The organism is Streptomyces sp. NBC_00028 (assembly GCF_045041065.1).
In the GTDB taxonomy this organism is placed as follows: domain Bacteria; phylum Actinomycetota; class Actinomycetes; order Streptomycetales; family Streptomycetaceae; genus Streptomyces.
Genome location: NZ_CP108293.1, coordinates 8,190,310 through 8,205,810 on the forward strand (window position 1 = coordinate 8,190,310; position 15,501 = coordinate 8,205,810).

The 15,501-nt window shown below is 71.0% G+C and carries 15 protein-coding genes and 1 pseudogene; 14 read left to right on the plus strand and 2 right to left on the minus strand.

What is annotated here, in order from left to right; all coding sequences use genetic code 11:
* Positions 1-8: 8 nt before the first annotated feature.
* The 6 genes from OG885_RS36965 to OG885_RS36990 all read left to right on the plus strand — a co-directional run bounded on the left by OG885_RS36965 (position 9) and on the right by OG885_RS36990 (position 5,040).
* Positions 9-380 (plus strand): ribonuclease domain-containing protein, encoded by a 372-nt coding sequence (locus OG885_RS36965; RefSeq protein ID WP_405739287.1) that lies wholly within the window; start codon positions 9-11, stop codon positions 378-380.
* Entirely contained in the window at positions 377-667 is a 291-nt protein-coding gene (locus tag OG885_RS36970) for a barstar family protein (RefSeq protein WP_405739290.1), read from the plus strand. The genes OG885_RS36965 and OG885_RS36970 overlap by 4 nt, the downstream gene beginning before the upstream one ends.
* Before the next feature lie 131 nt (positions 668-798).
* Positions 799-2,241 carry a GuaB1 family IMP dehydrogenase-related protein gene (locus OG885_RS36975; protein WP_405743048.1) on the plus strand — a complete coding sequence of 481 codons (1,443 nt, stop codon included), beginning with the start codon at positions 799-801 and terminating at the stop codon, positions 2,239-2,241.
* Positions 2,242-2,326: 85 nt separating this feature from the next.
* Positions 2,327-2,848, plus strand: a complete 522-nt coding sequence (locus tag OG885_RS36980) for a GNAT family N-acetyltransferase (protein WP_405739293.1) — start codon at positions 2,327-2,329, stop codon at positions 2,846-2,848.
* A 244-nt stretch (positions 2,849-3,092) separates the two neighbouring features.
* Complete coding sequence (locus OG885_RS36985; protein WP_405739296.1) at positions 3,093-4,577, plus strand: amino acid permease; 1,485 nt, start codon at positions 3,093-3,095, stop codon at positions 4,575-4,577.
* A 10-nt stretch (positions 4,578-4,587) separates the two neighbouring features.
* Positions 4,588-5,040, plus strand: coding sequence for an Lrp/AsnC family transcriptional regulator (locus OG885_RS36990; RefSeq protein ID WP_329341394.1), 453 nt, complete (start codon positions 4,588-4,590; stop codon positions 5,038-5,040).
* A gap of 168 nt (positions 5,041-5,208) precedes the next feature.
* On the opposite strand, the gene OG885_RS36995 is transcribed toward OG885_RS36990, so the two are convergent.
* The gene (locus tag OG885_RS36995; RefSeq protein WP_405739300.1) at positions 5,209-5,949 is read right to left on the minus strand and encodes a GntR family transcriptional regulator; all 741 of its coding nucleotides are present in this window, start codon (positions 5,947-5,949) and stop codon (positions 5,209-5,211) included.
* 190 nt (positions 5,950-6,139) lie between these two features.
* On the opposite strand from OG885_RS36995, the gene OG885_RS37000 reads away from it, so the two are divergent.
* From OG885_RS37000 to OG885_RS37035, 8 genes and pseudogenes are all read left to right on the plus strand, one after another.
* Positions 6,140-7,285 carry an ABC transporter substrate-binding protein gene (locus OG885_RS37000; protein WP_405739303.1) on the plus strand — a complete coding sequence of 382 codons (1,146 nt, stop codon included), beginning with the start codon at positions 6,140-6,142 and terminating at the stop codon, positions 7,283-7,285.
* A complete protein-coding gene (locus OG885_RS37005; protein WP_405739306.1) occupies positions 7,282-8,166 on the plus strand; it encodes an ABC transporter permease in 885 nt (294 codons plus the stop codon). Before OG885_RS37000 ends, OG885_RS37005 begins: the two co-directional genes overlap by 4 nt.
* On the plus strand, positions 8,154-8,966 hold the full coding sequence (locus OG885_RS37010) for an ABC transporter permease (RefSeq protein ID WP_405739309.1): 813 nt from the start codon (positions 8,154-8,156) through the stop codon (positions 8,964-8,966). The genes OG885_RS37005 and OG885_RS37010 overlap by 13 nt, the downstream gene beginning before the upstream one ends.
* Before the next feature lie 3 nt (positions 8,967-8,969).
* Complete coding sequence (locus OG885_RS37015) at positions 8,970-10,067, plus strand: ABC transporter ATP-binding protein (RefSeq protein WP_405739312.1); 1,098 nt, start codon at positions 8,970-8,972, stop codon at positions 10,065-10,067.
* A gap of 11 nt (positions 10,068-10,078) precedes the next feature.
* A pseudogene (locus tag OG885_RS37020) lies at positions 10,079-10,714 on the plus strand (HAD family hydrolase); the annotation flags it as partial.
* Between the two features lie 151 nt (positions 10,715-10,865).
* Positions 10,866-12,077: an MFS transporter gene (locus tag OG885_RS37025; protein WP_405739315.1), complete on the plus strand. Its 1,212-nt coding sequence runs from the start codon at positions 10,866-10,868 to the stop codon at positions 12,075-12,077.
* A 118-nt stretch (positions 12,078-12,195) separates the two neighbouring features.
* Positions 12,196-12,975, plus strand: coding sequence for a carbon-nitrogen hydrolase family protein (locus tag OG885_RS37030; RefSeq protein ID WP_405739318.1), 780 nt, complete (start codon positions 12,196-12,198; stop codon positions 12,973-12,975).
* 44 nt (positions 12,976-13,019) lie between these two features.
* Complete coding sequence (locus tag OG885_RS37035) at positions 13,020-14,717, plus strand: flavin monoamine oxidase family protein (RefSeq protein WP_405739321.1); 1,698 nt, start codon at positions 13,020-13,022, stop codon at positions 14,715-14,717.
* Between the two features lie 16 nt (positions 14,718-14,733).
* Here OG885_RS37035 and OG885_RS37040 read toward each other — a convergent pair whose 3' ends face one another.
* Complete coding sequence (locus OG885_RS37040; protein WP_405739323.1) at positions 14,734-15,420, minus strand: DUF5995 family protein; 687 nt, start codon at positions 15,418-15,420, stop codon at positions 14,734-14,736.
* Between the last annotated feature and the right edge of the window lie 81 nt (positions 15,421-15,501).

Below are 15,501 nucleotides of genomic sequence, written 5' to 3' on the forward strand. Positions count from 1 at the left end.
TGGGTGACATGCCGCTGCGGTTCGTCCTCTGCCTGCTCCTGCTCGTGCTCGGGTGCTCGTCGACCCGGCCCTCCGACGAGGCCGTTCCGTCGTGGGTCGGTGCCATGGCCACCGTCCAGGAGGCCCGGCTGCCCGCGCAGGCCCGCGAGACGCTCGAACTCATCGACGTCGGCGGGCCTTTTCCGTACGCCAGGGACGGCGCCGCCTTCGGGAACCGGGAACGGCTCCTCCCTGCCCACGAGCGCGGTTACTACCACGAATACACCGTCCCCACGCCGGGCTCACGCGATCGCGGAGCCCGGCGCCTTGTCACCGGGCGGAACGACGAGATCTACTACACCGATGATCACTACAACTCGTTCAGGGCGGTGCTGAGATGACGGAGGCCGTGGTCTCGCTGGACCTCGACGGCGTCACCGACAAGGCGGGCCTGATGGACCGCTGCGCCCGGGACCTGGGGCTGCCGGACTACTTCGGCCGCAACTGGGACGCGCTGGCCGACGTCCTGTCCGAACCGGGGCTGTGGCCCGAGAGCGCCACCGTGGTCGTCGTACGGAACTGGCAGCCGTACGCCGAGACGCGGCCGGGCGAGTGGGCGACCGCCTGTGACGTGTTCTCGCACGCCTCCGCCGTCACCGTGGCCCTGGCTCTCGGAGGATCCTCCTAGGCGCCTCTGACCAGCCTGGATGAATCGACCGTGCATGGCATTCCGGGCGTCATGGGAGAATGAGGTACGTGCTCTTTCCCCCTGGCTGACCTGTCCGGGGGCCACCTCTGATCGACTGGGATGTGCAGCACGTGCGTTTCCTCAACGACATCCAGCCCCCGTACGACCTGACCTACGACGACGTCTTCATGGTCCCGAGCCGGAGCGCCGTCGGTTCGCGGCAGGGCGTGGACCTCAGCTCCCCGGACGGCACGGGCACCACGATCCCGCTGGTCGTCGCCAACATGACCGCCATCGCCGGTCGCCGTATGGCCGAGACGATGGCCCGGCGCGGTGGCCTCGTGGTCATCCCGCAGGACATCCCGATCGAGGTCGTCACCGACGTCATCTCCTGGGTGAAGAGCCGCCACCACGTCCTCGACACCCCGATCGTGCTGGCCCCGCACCAGACCGTCGCCGACGCCCTCGCGCTGCTGCCCAAGCGGGCGCACAACGCCGGTGTCGTCGTCGACGAGGAGGGCCGTCCCGTCGGTGTCGTCACCGACCAGGACCTCACCGGCGTCGACCGGTTCACGCAGCTCGCCGAGGTCATGTCCCGTGACCTGCTGCTGCTCGACGCGGACATCGACCCCCGCGAGGCCTTCAACCGCCTCGACGGCGCCAACCGCCGCTACGCCCCCGCCGTCGACAAGGACGGCAAGCTGGCCGGCATCCTCACCCGCAAGGGCGCCCTGCGGGCCACCCTCTACACGCCGGCGGTCGACGCGAACGGCAGGCTGCGGATCGCCGCCGCCGTCGGCATCAACGGCGATGTGGCGGGCAAGGCCAAGCAGCTGCTCGACGCGGGTGTCGACACGCTCGTCATCGACACGGCCCACGGCCACCAGGAGTCGATGATCAACGCGATCAGGACCGTCCGGGCGCTCGACCCGCACGTCCCGATCGCGGCCGGCAACATCGTCGCCGCCGAGGGTGTGCGGGACCTCATCGAGGCGGGCGCGGACATCATCAAGGTCGGCGTCGGCCCCGGTGCCATGTGCACGACCCGGATGATGACCGGCGTCGGCCGGCCGCAGTTCTCGGCGGTGCTCGAATGTGCCGCCGAGGCGAAGAAGTTCGGCAAGCACGTCTGGGCGGACGGCGGTGTCCGGCACCCGCGTGACGTCGCCATGGCGCTGGCCGCGGGCGCGTCCAACGTGATGATCGGGTCCTGGTTCGCGGGGACGTACGAGTCGCCGGGCGACCTCCAGCAGGACGCCAACGGCCGTCTCTACAAGGAGTCGTTCGGCATGGCGTCGGCGCGCGCGGTGCGCAACCGTACGTCCGACGAGTCGTCCTACGACCGGGCCCGCAAGGCACTCTTCGAGGAGGGCATCTCCACCTCCCGTATGTTCCTCGACCCGACCCGTCCGGGCGTCGAGGACCTGGTCGACTCGATCATCGCGGGCGTCCGCTCCTCCTGCACCTACGCCGGTGCGGGCTCGCTCGAGGAGTTCGCCGAGAAGGCGGTCGTCGGCATCCAGAGCGCGGCCGGCTACGCGGAGGGCAAGCCGCTGCACGCCAGCTGGAGCTAACGCCGGTTGGAGCCAAGCCCGTTGCGAACGGCCCCCGTTGGAAATTCGGGGGCCGTTCGCATGCCCGGGCGGCTACGGTCCGGGCATGGAGATCGCAGAGATCGCACCTTGCCTGACCGAGGATCTCGGCGTCCTGGAGCACTTCATGCCGTCCTCCAGCGTCGATGGCAGCCATGCGGCCCGCCACGCGCGCCAGGAGGCGGGGGAGAGCACCTATCTGATCCCGTGGCTGGACGGCCGACCCGTCGGCCACGCCGAGGTCCGCTGGACCGGCTGCGCGGCGCCCGAGGTGCGGGCGGTCCACCCCGGCTGTCCCGAGATCAACGGCCTCCTCGTCTGGCCTGAGCGGCTGCGCTCGCGGGGCGTCGGCAGTGCGCTGGTGCGGGCCGCCGAGGAGCTGGCACGGGCGCGGGGCGTTGGGGTGATGGGGCTCGGGGTGGACGGAGGCAATCCGCGGGCGGCGGCGCTGTACGCACGGCTCGGGTACCGGCCGACCGTGGCCTACGTCGACCGCTGGGCGTACGTCGATCAGGCGGGCGTACGGCAGGAGCAGGCCGATGCGTGCACGTTCCTCGTCAAGGAGCTGTCCGGCGTTCAGGACACCTGACGGGGTCGCTTTTCGGCGTCCGGGATCGCTGAGCCGGGCCGCGCGCAACGAACGCCCGCCCCTCCGCGATGAACGCAACGATCTTGCGGAGTTGCGCAAGGTTGCCGCATGACGACCCCGACGTCTGGCTCATAGGGTCATGCGCTGTACGTGGCGTGGCGGGGACCCCGCTCGGTGGGTTCCTGCTCGCGCAGGTGTGCCGCCGGTCCCCTCGCGCCGATCGCAGCGACGAAGGAGTCAGCGCGTGCTCGACCAAGGCGCACCCCCGCAACACCGCACCGCACCGTCCCCGGGGCTGGGTGCGCGTCTGATGCGGCGCAAGCCCGTGGAACGCCTGGTCGCCGAGGGCGGCCAGGGCGAGGGCGGCAGTCTGCGCCGCACCCTCGGGCTGTGGCAGCTGACCATGATCAGCATCGGTGCCACCCTCGGTACCGGCATCTTCGTCGTCCTCGGCGAGGCCGTGCCGAAGGCCGGTCCCGCGGTCACCCTGTCCTTCGTCATCGCCGGACTGACGGCCCTCTTCTCGGCCCTGTCCTACGCCGAGCTCGCGGGCACCATCCCGGTCGCGGGCTCGTCGTACTCGTATGCGTACGCAACGCTGGGCGAGCTGGTCGCCTGGGTCTGCGGCTGGTGTCTGCTCCTGGAGTACGGCGTCTCGGTCGCCGCCGTCGCGGTCGGCTGGGGCGAGTACCTGAACGAGCTCCTGGACGGGACGATCGGCGTCACCATCCCCGACGCGCTGTCCGCCCCGCCCGGAGACGGCGGCATCTTCAACCTGCCCGCGCTGATCGTCGTCCTGCTGGCCATGGCGTTCCTGCTGGGCGGGGCGCGGGAGTCCGCACGCGCCAACACGATCATGGTGGCCGTGAAGATCGCCGCGCTCGTGCTGTTCTGCGCCATCGGCATCCAGGGCTTCCGCTCCGGCAACTACGCGCACTTCATGCCGCTCGGCATGGCCGGCGTCAGCGCTGCAGGGGCCACGCTCTTCTTCTCGTACATCGGCTTCGACGCCGCTTCCACCGCCGGTGAGGAGGCGAAGAACGCCCAGCGCGACCTGCCGCGCGCGATCATGCTGTCCCTGGTCATCGTCACCGCGCTGTACGTCCTCGTCGCGGCCGTCGCCGTCGGCGCCAAGCCCTGGCAGCGGTTCGGGGACTCCGAGGCCGCGCTCGCCCAGATCATGCGCGAGGTGACCGGGCAGACCTTCTGGGGGACCCTGCTGGCCGCCTGCGCGGTCATCGCCATCGCGAGCGTCGTCCTGACCGTGCTCTACGGCCAGACCCGCATCCTCTTCGCGATGTCCCGGGACGGGCTGGTGCCGAAGGTGTTCGGGCGGGTGCATCCGAAGACGGGTTCGCCGCGGGCCAACACGGTGATCGTGTCCCTGTTCTGCGGTGTCCTCGCCGCCGCGATCCCGCTGGGACAGCTCGCCGACGCCACCAGCATCGGCACGCTCTTCGCCTTCGGCCTGGTCAACATCGCCGTCGTGGTGCTGCGCCGGACGCGTCCGGAGATGCCGCGCACCTTCCGGGTGCCGCTGTCGCCGGTGCTGCCGGTGCTCGGCCTCGGGTTCTGCGTCTGGATGATGGGCAGCCTGTCCGCCGTCACCTGGGTGGTCTTCGGAGTCTGGATGGCGGCCGGGCTCGTGTTCTACTTCGTGTACGGCCATCGCCGCTCCCGTCTCGCGACGACCGCAACGACCGCAACACCCGCATCACCTGAGAGCTGATCCACCCACCGTGCTCAACGATCTCGACGAACGCATCGTCCACGCCCTCGCCGAGGACGCCCGCCGCTCCTACGCGGACATCGGGCAGATCGTCGGTCTGTCCGCGCCCGCCGTGAAACGACGGGTTGACCGGCTGCGGGCCACCGGCGCCATCACCGGGTTCACAGTGCGGGTCGACCCGTCGGCGCTCGGCTGGGAGACCGAGGGGTTCGTCGAGATCTACTGCCGGCACAACACCTCGCCGGAGATCATCCGGCGGGGTCTTGAGCGGTACCAGGAGGTCGTGGCGGCGTCCACGGTCACGGGGGACGCGGATGCGATCGTGCAGGTCTTCGCATCTGACATGCGGCACTTTGAACGGGTGCTGGAGCGGATCGCCGGGGAGCCGTTCGTGGAGCGGACCAAGTCGGTGCTGGTGCTGTCGCCGTTGCTGAGGCGGTTCTCGTCCGGGGCGCCGGGGTAGAGCTCGGCTGGTTGCGGTGCATTGCCGGGTGCGGGTGCGTCGTGGCCGTTCGCGCAGTTCCCCGCGCCCCTTGAGGTCGGACCAGGTCTGGTGCTTCAGGGGCGCGGGGAACTGCGCGACAAGCCACGACGCACCCGCACCCGGCAGCGCATCCGCACCACCCACCCCCTACTCCGCCGTCTTCCTCGCCAACGCGTTGTTGTCCATCGAGTTGTGGACGCTGAAACTCACCGCGTCCGAGCGGTAGCGGTCGTCCGACCACTCCACCGGGCGGCCCTCGCGGGTCGTCGTCACGCGGCGGACCCGGAGGAGGGGGCTGGTGCGGCGGACGGACAGAAGGTCCGCGTCCTGTGCGCCCGCCGCGACCGCGTCGATGACATGCTCGCCGTACGCGAAGACCAACCCCGTGTCGTCGTACAGGCGTTGGGTGACGGAGGGGCAGTCGGCCTCGATGGGCTCGACCGCGGGGGAGATCCAGTCGGCGTATACCGTCCGTTCCAGCAGGACCGGCTCGCCGTCCAGGCCGCGGACCCGCAGGACGTGCAACACCGGTGTCCCGGCGCGTAGTTGGAGGCGTACGGCGTCCTCGGCGGTAGCCGGCCGGTACTCCTGTGCGACGACCTGCCCCGTTGCCTCGCGGCCCATCGCCCGCGCCCACTGGGCGAAGCTGCGCAGTTCGGCGAAGCTCTGGCTGCGGCGGCTGGCCAGCACCACGCGGCGGGCGCCCTGGCGGGAGCCGATGAGGCCCTCGGCGGTCAACGCGGCGACGGCCTGGCGGACCGTGCCGCGAGAGACGCCGTAGTGGGCGGCGAGGTCCGTCTCGGCGGGCAGGCGGCTGCCGACCGTGTACTCCTCGCGGTCGATCGCCCGGCGCAGTTCGTCGGCGATCTCTTCGTGTCGCGCCGCCATGCTTCCCCTCTGAGTCGACTGCTGTGCACAGCGTGACCAGCCTAGTCGACATTCGGCGGCATCCGGAGGGGCCCTTGATTGGCCCGGAGTTCGGGGGCCAGCGTTTCTTCAGTGTTTACGGGCGTGACACCAGCGGCAGCCTTACTGGGGCCAACTTGTTCAGACAAGTTCTCAACGCCCTGGAGAAGCCGTGACCGTTTCCCTGCCGAGAACCGCCGCCCTCGGCGCCATAGCCGCGCTCACCCTGAGCGCCTGCGGCGCCGCCCCCGACACCGCGTCCACCACCGCCGACGGCAAGAACGCCGCCACCGCCACCTCCGCCGCCGACTTCGGCGGCCTCGACGCCCTGGTGACCGCGGCCAAGAAGGAGGGCACGCTCAACGCCATCGCGCTGCCCCGCGACTGGGCCAACTACGGTGCCCTCATCGACGGGTTCGAGAAGAAGTACGGCATCAAGATCTCCGTCGAGAACCCCGACGGCGCCAGCCAGGACGAGATCAACGCCGTGACGTCGAGGAAGGGCCAGGGCCGCGCGCCCGACGTGCTCGACCTCGGCAGCTCCTTCGCGATCAGCGCGGCCCAGCAGGGGCTGCTGGCCCCCTACAAGGTCCAGGGCTTCGCCGACATCCCCGAGGGGCAGAAGGACGCGCAGGCCCGCTGGTACAACGACTACGGCGGCTACATCTCCATCGGCTGCGACGCGAAGCGGGTCAAGAGCTGTCCCACCACCTTCGCCGACCTGCTCAAGCCGCAGTACAAGGGTCAGGTCGCCCTGAACGGCAACCCCACCAAGTCCGGTTCGGCGTTCGGCGGCGTCTGGGCGGCCGCGCTCGCCAACGGCGGGTCCTTCGACGACATCCAGCCCGGCCTCGACTTCTTCAAGAAGCTGAAGGGCAACGGCAATTACACGCCCGTCGAGTCCACCCCGGCCACCGTCGAGAAGGGCGAGACGCCGATCAGCATCGACTGGGACTACCTCAACGCCGGGTACGCCGAGGAGTTCAAGTCCAAGGGTGTCGACTGGAAGGTCGCCGTGCCGGGCGACGGGCAGTTCTCCCAGTACTACTCCCAGGCGATCAACAAGGACGCCCCGCATCCGGCGGCCGCCCGGCTGTGGCAGGAGTACCTGTACAGCGCCGAGGGCCAGAACCTGTGGCTCAAGGGATACGCCCGCCCGGCCCTGATGACCGCCATGGAGAAGGCCGGCACCCTCGACAAGACCGCGGCGGCCAAGCTCCCCGAGGTCTCCGGCACGCCCTCCTTCCCGACCGAGGCCCAGCAGGACAAGGCCAAGACGGTCCTCGGGCAGGGCTGGGCGAAGGCCGTCTCCGGATGACGGCCACGCTCCCGCGGGTCGACACGGCGCCCGCCGCCACGGTCGGGCGGCGGCGCCGGTCGCTCGGCTGGGTCGCCGTCGTCCCGCTGCTCGCCTTCACCGCCGTGGCCTTCGGGCTGCCCGCCTGGGCGGTCCTCGACGGCGCCTTCACGGTCAAGAGCAGCGGCGCCTACAGCACGGCCAACCTGACCGCCTCGCTGCAGGGCGCCTACCTCACCGCTCTCGTCGGCAGCGTCAAGCTGTCCGCCGTGTCCGCCGCCCTCGCGACGCTCCTCGGACTGCCGCTCGCCCAGGCCGTCGTCACCTCCCGGTACCGCGCGCTGCGCGAGGCCGTGCTCACCGCCTCCGGCGTCCTGGCCAACTTCGGCGGCGTCCCGCTCGCCTTCGCCTTCGTCGCCACCCTCGGCAACGCCGGCGTGCTGACCCGGCACCTGGGCCTCACCGACAAAGGCTGGGACCTCTACAGCTTCTGGGGACTCGTGGTCGTCTACCTGTACTTCCTGATCCCGCTGATGGTCCTCACCATCACGCCCGCCCTGGAGGGACTGCGCGTCCAGTGGCGTGAGGCCGCGCAGAACAACGGGGCGACCAGCGTGCAGTACTGGGTGCATGTCGCCCTGCCGGTGCTGCTGCCCACGCTGCTCGGCGGGTTCGTCCTGCTCTTCGGCAGCGCCTTCGCCGCCTATGCCACCGCCGCCGCGATCGTGGGCAGCTCCGTCCCGCTGATCACCTTGCAGATCGCCGACGCCCTCTCCGGCAACGTGCTGGTCGGCCAGGAGAACGTGGCCCTCGCCCTCAGCCTCGACATGGTGCTCGTCGCCGGCCTCGTCATGGCCGTCTATCTGCCCCTGCAGCGGAGGAGTGCGCGATGGCTCGCCTGAACCTGTGGCGGTGGGGCGTGTTCGGCCTCGCCGGGCTGTACTTCCTGGTGCCGCTGGCCGCTTCAGTGGTCTTCACGGTCGATGTGCCGGGCCAGGGCCTCACCTTCGATGCCTACACACAGATCGTCGCCACCGGCGGCTTCGGTTCCAGCCTGCTGCTCTCGCTGGAGTTGGCCCTCGCCACCATCGCCGTCGTCCTGCTGCTGATGGTGCCCGCGATGGTCGCGCTGCGGCTCGGCGCGCCGAAGCTGCGGCCGGTGGTGGAGGTGGTGTGCTCACTGCCGCTGGTCGTGCCGCCGATCGCGTTCGTCGCCGGCATCGTCACGGTCCTGAAGTGGGGGCCCGAACACCTCTCTCGCACCCCGCTGTTCCAGACCTTCGTGGCGATCCAGAACCCCGACTTCCCCGTCGTGCTCGTCCTGGCGTACGTCGTGATGGCGCTGCCCTTCGTCTACCGGGCCCTGGACGCCGGACTGCGCGCGATCGACGTGCCCACCCTCGTCGAGGCCGCGCGGAGCTGCGGCGCGAGCTGGCCGCAGGCCCTCGTCCAGGCGGTGCTGCCCAACCTGCGCGGGGCCCTGCTCAACGCCTCCTTCCTCACCCTGGCCCTGGTGCTCGGCGAGTTCACCGTCGCCCAGCTGCTGGGCTTCCAGCCCTTCGCCGTGTGGATCGTCAACGTCAGCGGCTCGCAGGCCCAGTTGTCCGTCGCCGTGTCCGTGATGAGCCTGCTCGTCACCTGGCTGCTGCTCCTCGTCCTGGCCGGCTTCGGCGGGCGCTCCCGTACCACCTCCCGGGGTTGAACCATGAAAACGACCGAGAACGCCGCCACCGTGAGCACCACCGACAAAGCCGCCACCGACAAGGCCGCCACCGTCGAATTCCGCGGACTCAGAAGGGAGTTCGGGCCCACGGTCGCCCTCGACGGCCTCGATCTCACCGTCCGCCCGGGTGAACTGATCGCGCTGCTCGGACCCTCCGGCTGCGGAAAGACCACCGCCCTCAGGATGCTCGCCGGTTTCGAACACCCCGACTCCGGCGCGGTGTTGGTGGACGGCGAGGATGTCACCCGGATCCCGGCCCACCGCCGTGACGCCGGGATGGTCTTCCAGTCGTACAGCCTCTTCCCGCACCTCGACGCGCTCGACAACGTGGCCTTCGGACTGCGGATGCGCGGGGTGCGTGCGGCGGAACGGCGGGCGCGTGCCGCCGAGTTGCTGGAGCTGGTCGGGCTCGCCGACAAGGGCGGACGCTATCCGCACCAGCTCTCCGGCGGCCAGCAGCAGCGCGTCGCGCTGGCCCGTGCCCTCGCCCTGCGGCCCCGGGTGCTGCTGCTGGACGAGCCGCTGTCCGCGCTGGACGCCAAGGTGCGGCTCACCCTCCGCGAGGAGATCCGGCGGCTCCAGCAGGAGCTCGGCATCACCACGCTGTTCGTCACCCACGACCAGGAGGAGGCCCTGTCCATGGCGGACCGGGTCGCCGTGATGCACGCAGGGAAGCTCGAACAGTGCGCGGCACCGGCCGAGTTGTACGGCCGCCCGGCCACCGCCTTCGTCGCCGAGTTCGTCGGCACGATGAGCCGGATCCCGGGGCGGGTGGCCGACGGTGTGGTCGACGTGCTCGGGCAGCGGCTCCCGGTCGACGGCCCCGTGCCGGAGACGGGCGACGTGGACGTGCTGGTGCGGCCCGAGGCGGTACGGGTGAGCGCCGACGCCGACGGGAAGGCGCGGGTGCTCGCCACGTCCTTCCTGGGCGCGGCAGTCCGGGTCACCGTCCGGCTCGCCGACGGCGGCGAGGTGAAGGCCGATCTGCCCGCCCACGAGGCCTCCGCCCTGACCTCGGGCGCCCCGGTGAGCGTCTCGCTGCCCGAGCGGCCGGTGCTGGTCGCGGAACGGACCGTATGAAAGAGAAGGACATGACCCGACTCCCGCTCCAGGCCGTCCTGTTCGACATGGACGGCACGCTCGTCGACACCGAGCGGCTGTGGTGGCAGGCGGTGGAGGGGGTCGCCGGGCGGGAGCTGACCGAGGCGGACCGGGCGGACGTCCTCGGCCGTCCCGTCGAGCACACCGCCGACTGGCTGGCCGCCGCCACCGGCGCCCCGGCAGCCGATCTCGCCGACACCCTCCACCGGGAGTTCGCCGACCGGGTCCGCGACGGCGTCGTGCCCCGCCCCGGCGCACTCGACCTGCTCGACGCGCTGGCCCGCGAGGGCGTTCCGACCGCGCTGGTGACGGCGTCGCCCCGGTCGGTCGCGGACACCGTGCTGAGCGCGCTGGGCACCGGCCGTTTCGCCGTCTCCGTCACCGCCGACGACACCGACCGCACCAAGCCGGAGCCGGACCCCTATCTCGCCGCGTGCCGGGCACTCGGCGTGGACCCCTCGGGGTGCGTCGCCGTCGAGGACACGGAGACCGGCGTGACCTCCGCCGAGGCGGCGGGCTGCACGGTGCTCGCGGTGCCCTCCCTCGCCCCCATCGAGGCCGCACCCGGCCGGACCGTCGTGGCCGGCCTGGCCGGGGTGACCCCCTCGGCACTGCGGGCGCTGCTCATCACGTAGGCGATATTCGCTGGGCAGCGAGCCCGCAGCTGTCTAGCATCGGTGTCATGACCTGGCGACATTGATCCAGCAGCCGTGCCTCCCGAGGGCCGCCTCGGACGCCGTACCGACGACGTCCGAACCGCCCTTCCGGGAAGGCCTCATGACACTCTCACCCGCACGTGTGCCCGCGACCGGCGTCCGCCGCCTGACGACCACGCTGTACGGCTACGCGTTCCTCGACGACTTCGTGCTGCTCTACCCGGTGTACGCGCTGCTGTTCGCGGACACCGGGCTGTCGCTCTGGCAGATCTCCTCGCTCTTCGCCCTGTGGTCGATCACGGCCGTCGTCCTGGAGGTGCCCTCGGGCGCCCTCGCCGACGCCGTGTCCCGACGGCTGCTGCTGTGGGTCGGCCCGCTGTTCAACGCGGTCGGCTTCGCGCTGTGGGTGATCATCCCGTCGTACGGCGCCTTCGCGCTCGGCTTCGTCCTGTGGGGCATCGGCGGAGCGCTCTGCTCCGGTTCACTGGAGGCGCTGGCGTACGACGAGCTGGACCGGCTCGGGGGCGTGGATCGCTACGCCCGGGTGATGGGGCGGGTCCGGGCGGCGCGGCTGGTCGCCACCATGGCCTCGATCGGGGCCGCCGGGCCGGTGTTCGCGCTGGGCGGCTACCCGGTCGTGGGTGCGGCCAGTGTCCTCGCCTGTGTGCTGGCCGCCGTGGTGGCGACCCGGCTCCCGGAGCACCGCGCGGGGCGAGAGGCAGACGGTGACGGCTGGTGGGTGACCCTGCGGACCGGGCTCGGCGAGGCGCGCGGGAACCGTTCCGTCCGCGGCGCTCTGCTGCTGATCCCGGCCGTCGCCGCGGTGTGGGGCGCGCTCGACGAGTACACCCCGCTGCTGGCCCGCGACACCGGCGTCGCCGAGGCGACCGTCCCCTATCTGATCCTCCTCGTCTGGACGCTCGTCACCGTGGCGAGCCTGCTGAGCGGCCCCGCCGAACGCCTCGGCACCACCGGCATGGCCTGGCTGCTGGCGGGCTCGGCCCTCGCCCTGGCCGTCGGCGCCGCCCTGCGCACCCCGGCCGGTATCGCCCTGGTGGGTCTGGCCTTCGGCGGCTTCCAGCTGGCGGAGGTGCTCGCCGACGTACGGCTCCAGCACCGCATCGACGACGCCCGCCGGGCCACGCTCACCTCGGTGGCGAGCCTCGGCACGGAGCTGGTCACGGTCCTCACCTTCGCCGCGTACGCCCTGCTCGGCGCGCGGGCCGGCCACAGCACCGTCTTCGTGATCCTGTCGGTGCCCTACCTGGTCACCGCCCTGGCGCTCGGCTGCCGACGCAACGAATCGCCGCCGGAGCCGTCCCGCGCGCAATGAACCGCCCGGCGGCGCGCAACGGCTCCTTCTTGTCGGGCCTGGTCAGGCGCCCGTACCGTCTAGATGGCCCGCCAGATGGCCCCCGCAACCACCCCTTCCGCCCCGGTGAGGATCACGCATGCGCACCGCCCTGCTCCAGAGCTCCGGCCGCCCCGGCTCGGTCGACGGGAACCTCAAGGTCCTCGACGAGGCCGCGGGCCGTGCCGCCGCCGCGGGCGCCGGACTGCTGAGCGCGCCGGAGATGTTCCTCACCGGGTACGCGATCGGCGACGACATCGCCCGCCTCGCCGAGCCGGCCGACGGGGAGGGCGCGGACGCGGTCGCGGAGATCGCCGTACGGCACGGGGTGGCCGTCGCGTACGGATACCCGGAGGCGTCCTCCGGGGCCGTGTTCAACTCCGCCCAGCTGATCTCGGCCACCGGCGACCGCCTCGCCAACTACCGCAAGACCCACCTCTTCGGCTGCTTCGAGCGCGACCACTTCACGCCGGGAGAGCAGCACGTCGTCCAGGCCGAGCTGAACGGTCTGACCGTCGGGCTCCTGATCTGCTACGACGTCGAGTTCCCGGAGAACGTCCGGGCGCACGCCCTGGCGGGGACGGACCTCCTCGTCGTCCCCACGGCCCAGATGCATCCGTTCCAGTTCGTCGCCGAGTCGATGATCCCGGTGCGGGCCTTCGAGAGCCAGATGTACGTCGCCTACGTCAACCGGGTCGGTCAGGAAGGGGAGTTCGAGTTCATCGGGCTCTCCGTCCTCGCCGGGCCCGACGGGGTCGCCCGCGCCCGCGCCGGACGCGATGAACAGCTGGTGTTCGCCGACGCCGACCCGACCTTCCTCGCCGCCTCCCGCGAGGCCAACCCGTATCTGCGGGACCGGCGTCCCGAGCTCTACGTCTGAACCTCCGCCGCTTTCCCGAAGTACTCGCAAGGAGTCCGTACCCCATGACGTCCACGGTGCCCAACGCCGTCCAGCACGCCGACGCGCAGCAGCCGCCGATCACCATGTTCGGCCCGGACTTCCCGTACGCGTACGACGACTTCCTCGCCCACCCGGCGGGCCTCGGCCAGATACCGGCGACCGAGCACGGCACCGAGGTCGCGGTCATCGGCGGCGGTCTGTCGGGCATCGTGGCCGCCTACGAGCTGATGAAGATGGGCCTGAAGCCGGTCGTCTACGAGGCCGATCAGATCGGCGGACGGCTGCGGACGGTCGGCTTCGAGGGCTGTGACAGCTCCCTGACGGCGGAGATGGGCGCGATGCGGTTCCCGCCGTCCTCCACCGCGCTCCAGCACTACATCGACCTGGTGGGTCTGGAGACCCGGGCGTTTCCCAACCCCCTTGCGGAGTGCACTCCTTCGACCGTCGTCGACCTCAAGGGCGAGTCGCACTACGCCGAGACCGTCGACGACCTGCCGCAGGTCTACCGCGATGTCGCCGCCGCCTGGAACAAGTGCCTCGAGGAGGGCGCCGACTTCTCCGACATGAACCGGGCCATGCGCGAGCGGGACGTCCCGCGCATCCGGGAGATCTGGGCGAAGCTCGTCGAGAAGCTCGACAACCAGACCTTCTACGGCTTCCTCTGCGACTCCGAGGCGTTCAGGTCCTTCCGGCACCGCGAGATCTTCGGCCAGGTCGGCTTCGGCACCGGCGGCTGGGACACCGACTTCCCCAACTCCATCCTGGAGATCCTGCGCGTCGTCTACACCGAGGCCGACGACCACCACCGCGGCATCGTCGGCGGCTCCCAGCAGCTGCCGCTGCGGCTGTGGGAGCGCGAGCCCGAGAAGATCCTCCACTGGCCCCACGGCACCTCGCTGGCGAGCCTGCACATGAACGGCGAGCCCCGGCCCGCCGTCACCCGGCTGCACCGCACCGCGGGCAACCAGATCACGGTCACCGACGCCAACGGCGACATCCGCACCTTCCAGGCGGCGATCTTCACCGCCCAGTCCTGGATGCTCCTGTCGAAGATCGCCTGCGACGACTCGCTCTTCCCGATCGACCACTGGACCGCCATCGAGCGCACCCACTACATGGAGTCCTCGAAGCTCTTCGTGCCCGTGGACCGGCCGTTCTGGCTGGACAAGGACGAGGAGACCGGGCGGGACGTCATGTCGATGACCCTCACCGACCGGATGACGCGCGGGACCTACCTCCTGGACGACGGACCCGACAAGCCGGCCGTCATCTGCCTCTCCTACACCTGGTGCGACGACAGCCTCAAGTGGCTGCCGCTGTCCGCGAACGAGCGGATGGAGGTCATGCTGAAGTCGCTCGGCGAGATCTATCCCAAGGTCGACATCCGGGGGCACATCATCGGCAACCCGGTGACCGTGTCCTGGGAGAACGAGCCTTACTTCATGGGCGCGTTCAAAGCCAACCTCCCCGGCCACTACCGCTACCAGCGGCGCCTGTTCACCCACTTCATGCAGGACCGGCTGCCGGCGGACAAGCGCGGCATCTTCCTCGCCGGCGACGACATCTCCTGGACGGCCGGCTGGGCCGAGGGCGCGATCCAGACCGCGCTGAACGCGGTCTGGGGCGTCATGCACCACTTCGGCGGCGCGACCGACGCGACCAACCCGGGACCGGGTGACGTGTACGACGAGATCGCACCGGTGGAACTGCCGGAGGACTGAGCCTGCGGGGCACTCCTCAACCGGGAAGCGGCGTCAGCAGCATCCGCCCCGCGAACCCCACCGCCGTGTCCAGCCGTTCCGTGAACTCGGCCGCCACGTCCGGCAGTCCGCGCAGCGCCCACAGGGCCCGGGCCGCGGTCCAGGTCGCGTCCCTGGCCCGCTCCAGGCTCCACGCGCCCAGCAGATGGGTGAGCGGGTCGGCGATCTGGAGCAGGTCGGGGCCCGGCATCAGATCTTCGCGGATGCGCTCCTCCAGCGAGACGAGGAGATCGCCCACGCGGTCGAACTCGTCCTCGACATCGACGGGTTCGCAGCCGAGCGTACGACAGGTGTCCACGACGGCGAGCGCCAGATCGTGTCCGATGTGCGCGTTGATGCCCGCGAGGGCGAACTGCAGCGGTCGTACGCCGGGATGGCGGCGGAACTGGAAGAGAGGCCGCCAGCAGGCGGGCGGACGCCGGTCGCGGGTCACCGCGTCGACCGCCCGCAGATAGCGCTCGGCGAACCGCACGTCCAGCGTGATCGCGGTGCGCGCGTCCGCGAACCGGCCGCCGTCGATACCCCGGTCGACCGCCTCGGTGACGGCGAGGTAGACGCGGTTGAACACCGCGAGCCCGTCCCGTTCCGGAAGGGCCTCGTCCAGGGCACGCATCCGGTCGACGACGGTGTCGACGGGGGTGGTGAAGTGTTCCAACTGCGCCATGCAGGCAGGGTCCCAGGCCTAGGCTGGCCGAAGTGGCGGCGGGCCCGACGCTTCCCCAGAACGGGGGAACGCACCCGCCGT

Bases quoted from the DNA above. Each gene is read 5' to 3' on its own strand.
- OG885_RS37010 (WP_405739309.1), top strand. From the start codon at position 8,154: ATGGCTCGCCTGAACCTGTGGCGGTGGGGCGTGTTCGGCCTCGCCGGG.
- OG885_RS37030 (WP_405739318.1), top strand. From the start codon at position 12,196: ATGCGCACCGCCCTGCTCCAGAGCTCCGGCCGCCCCGGCTCGGTCGAC.
- OG885_RS37005 (WP_405739306.1), top strand. From the start codon at position 7,282: ATGACGGCCACGCTCCCGCGGGTCGACACGGCGCCCGCCGCCACGGTC.
- OG885_RS37035 (WP_405739321.1), top strand. From the start codon at position 13,020: ATGACGTCCACGGTGCCCAACGCCGTCCAGCACGCCGACGCGCAGCAG.
- OG885_RS36980 (WP_405739293.1), top strand. From the start codon at position 2,327: ATGGAGATCGCAGAGATCGCACCTTGCCTGACCGAGGATCTCGGCGTC.
- OG885_RS37015 (WP_405739312.1), top strand. From the start codon at position 8,970: ATGAAAACGACCGAGAACGCCGCCACCGTGAGCACCACCGACAAAGCC.
- OG885_RS37025 (WP_405739315.1), top strand. From the start codon at position 10,866: ATGACACTCTCACCCGCACGTGTGCCCGCGACCGGCGTCCGCCGCCTG.
- OG885_RS37040 (WP_405739323.1), bottom strand. From the start codon at position 15,420: ATGGCGCAGTTGGAACACTTCACCACCCCCGTCGACACCGTCGTCGAC.
- OG885_RS36965 (WP_405739287.1), top strand. From the start codon at position 9: ATGCCGCTGCGGTTCGTCCTCTGCCTGCTCCTGCTCGTGCTCGGGTGC.
- OG885_RS36970 (WP_405739290.1), top strand. From the start codon at position 377: ATGACGGAGGCCGTGGTCTCGCTGGACCTCGACGGCGTCACCGACAAG.
- OG885_RS36995 (WP_405739300.1), bottom strand. From the start codon at position 5,949: ATGGCGGCGCGACACGAAGAGATCGCCGACGAACTGCGCCGGGCGATC.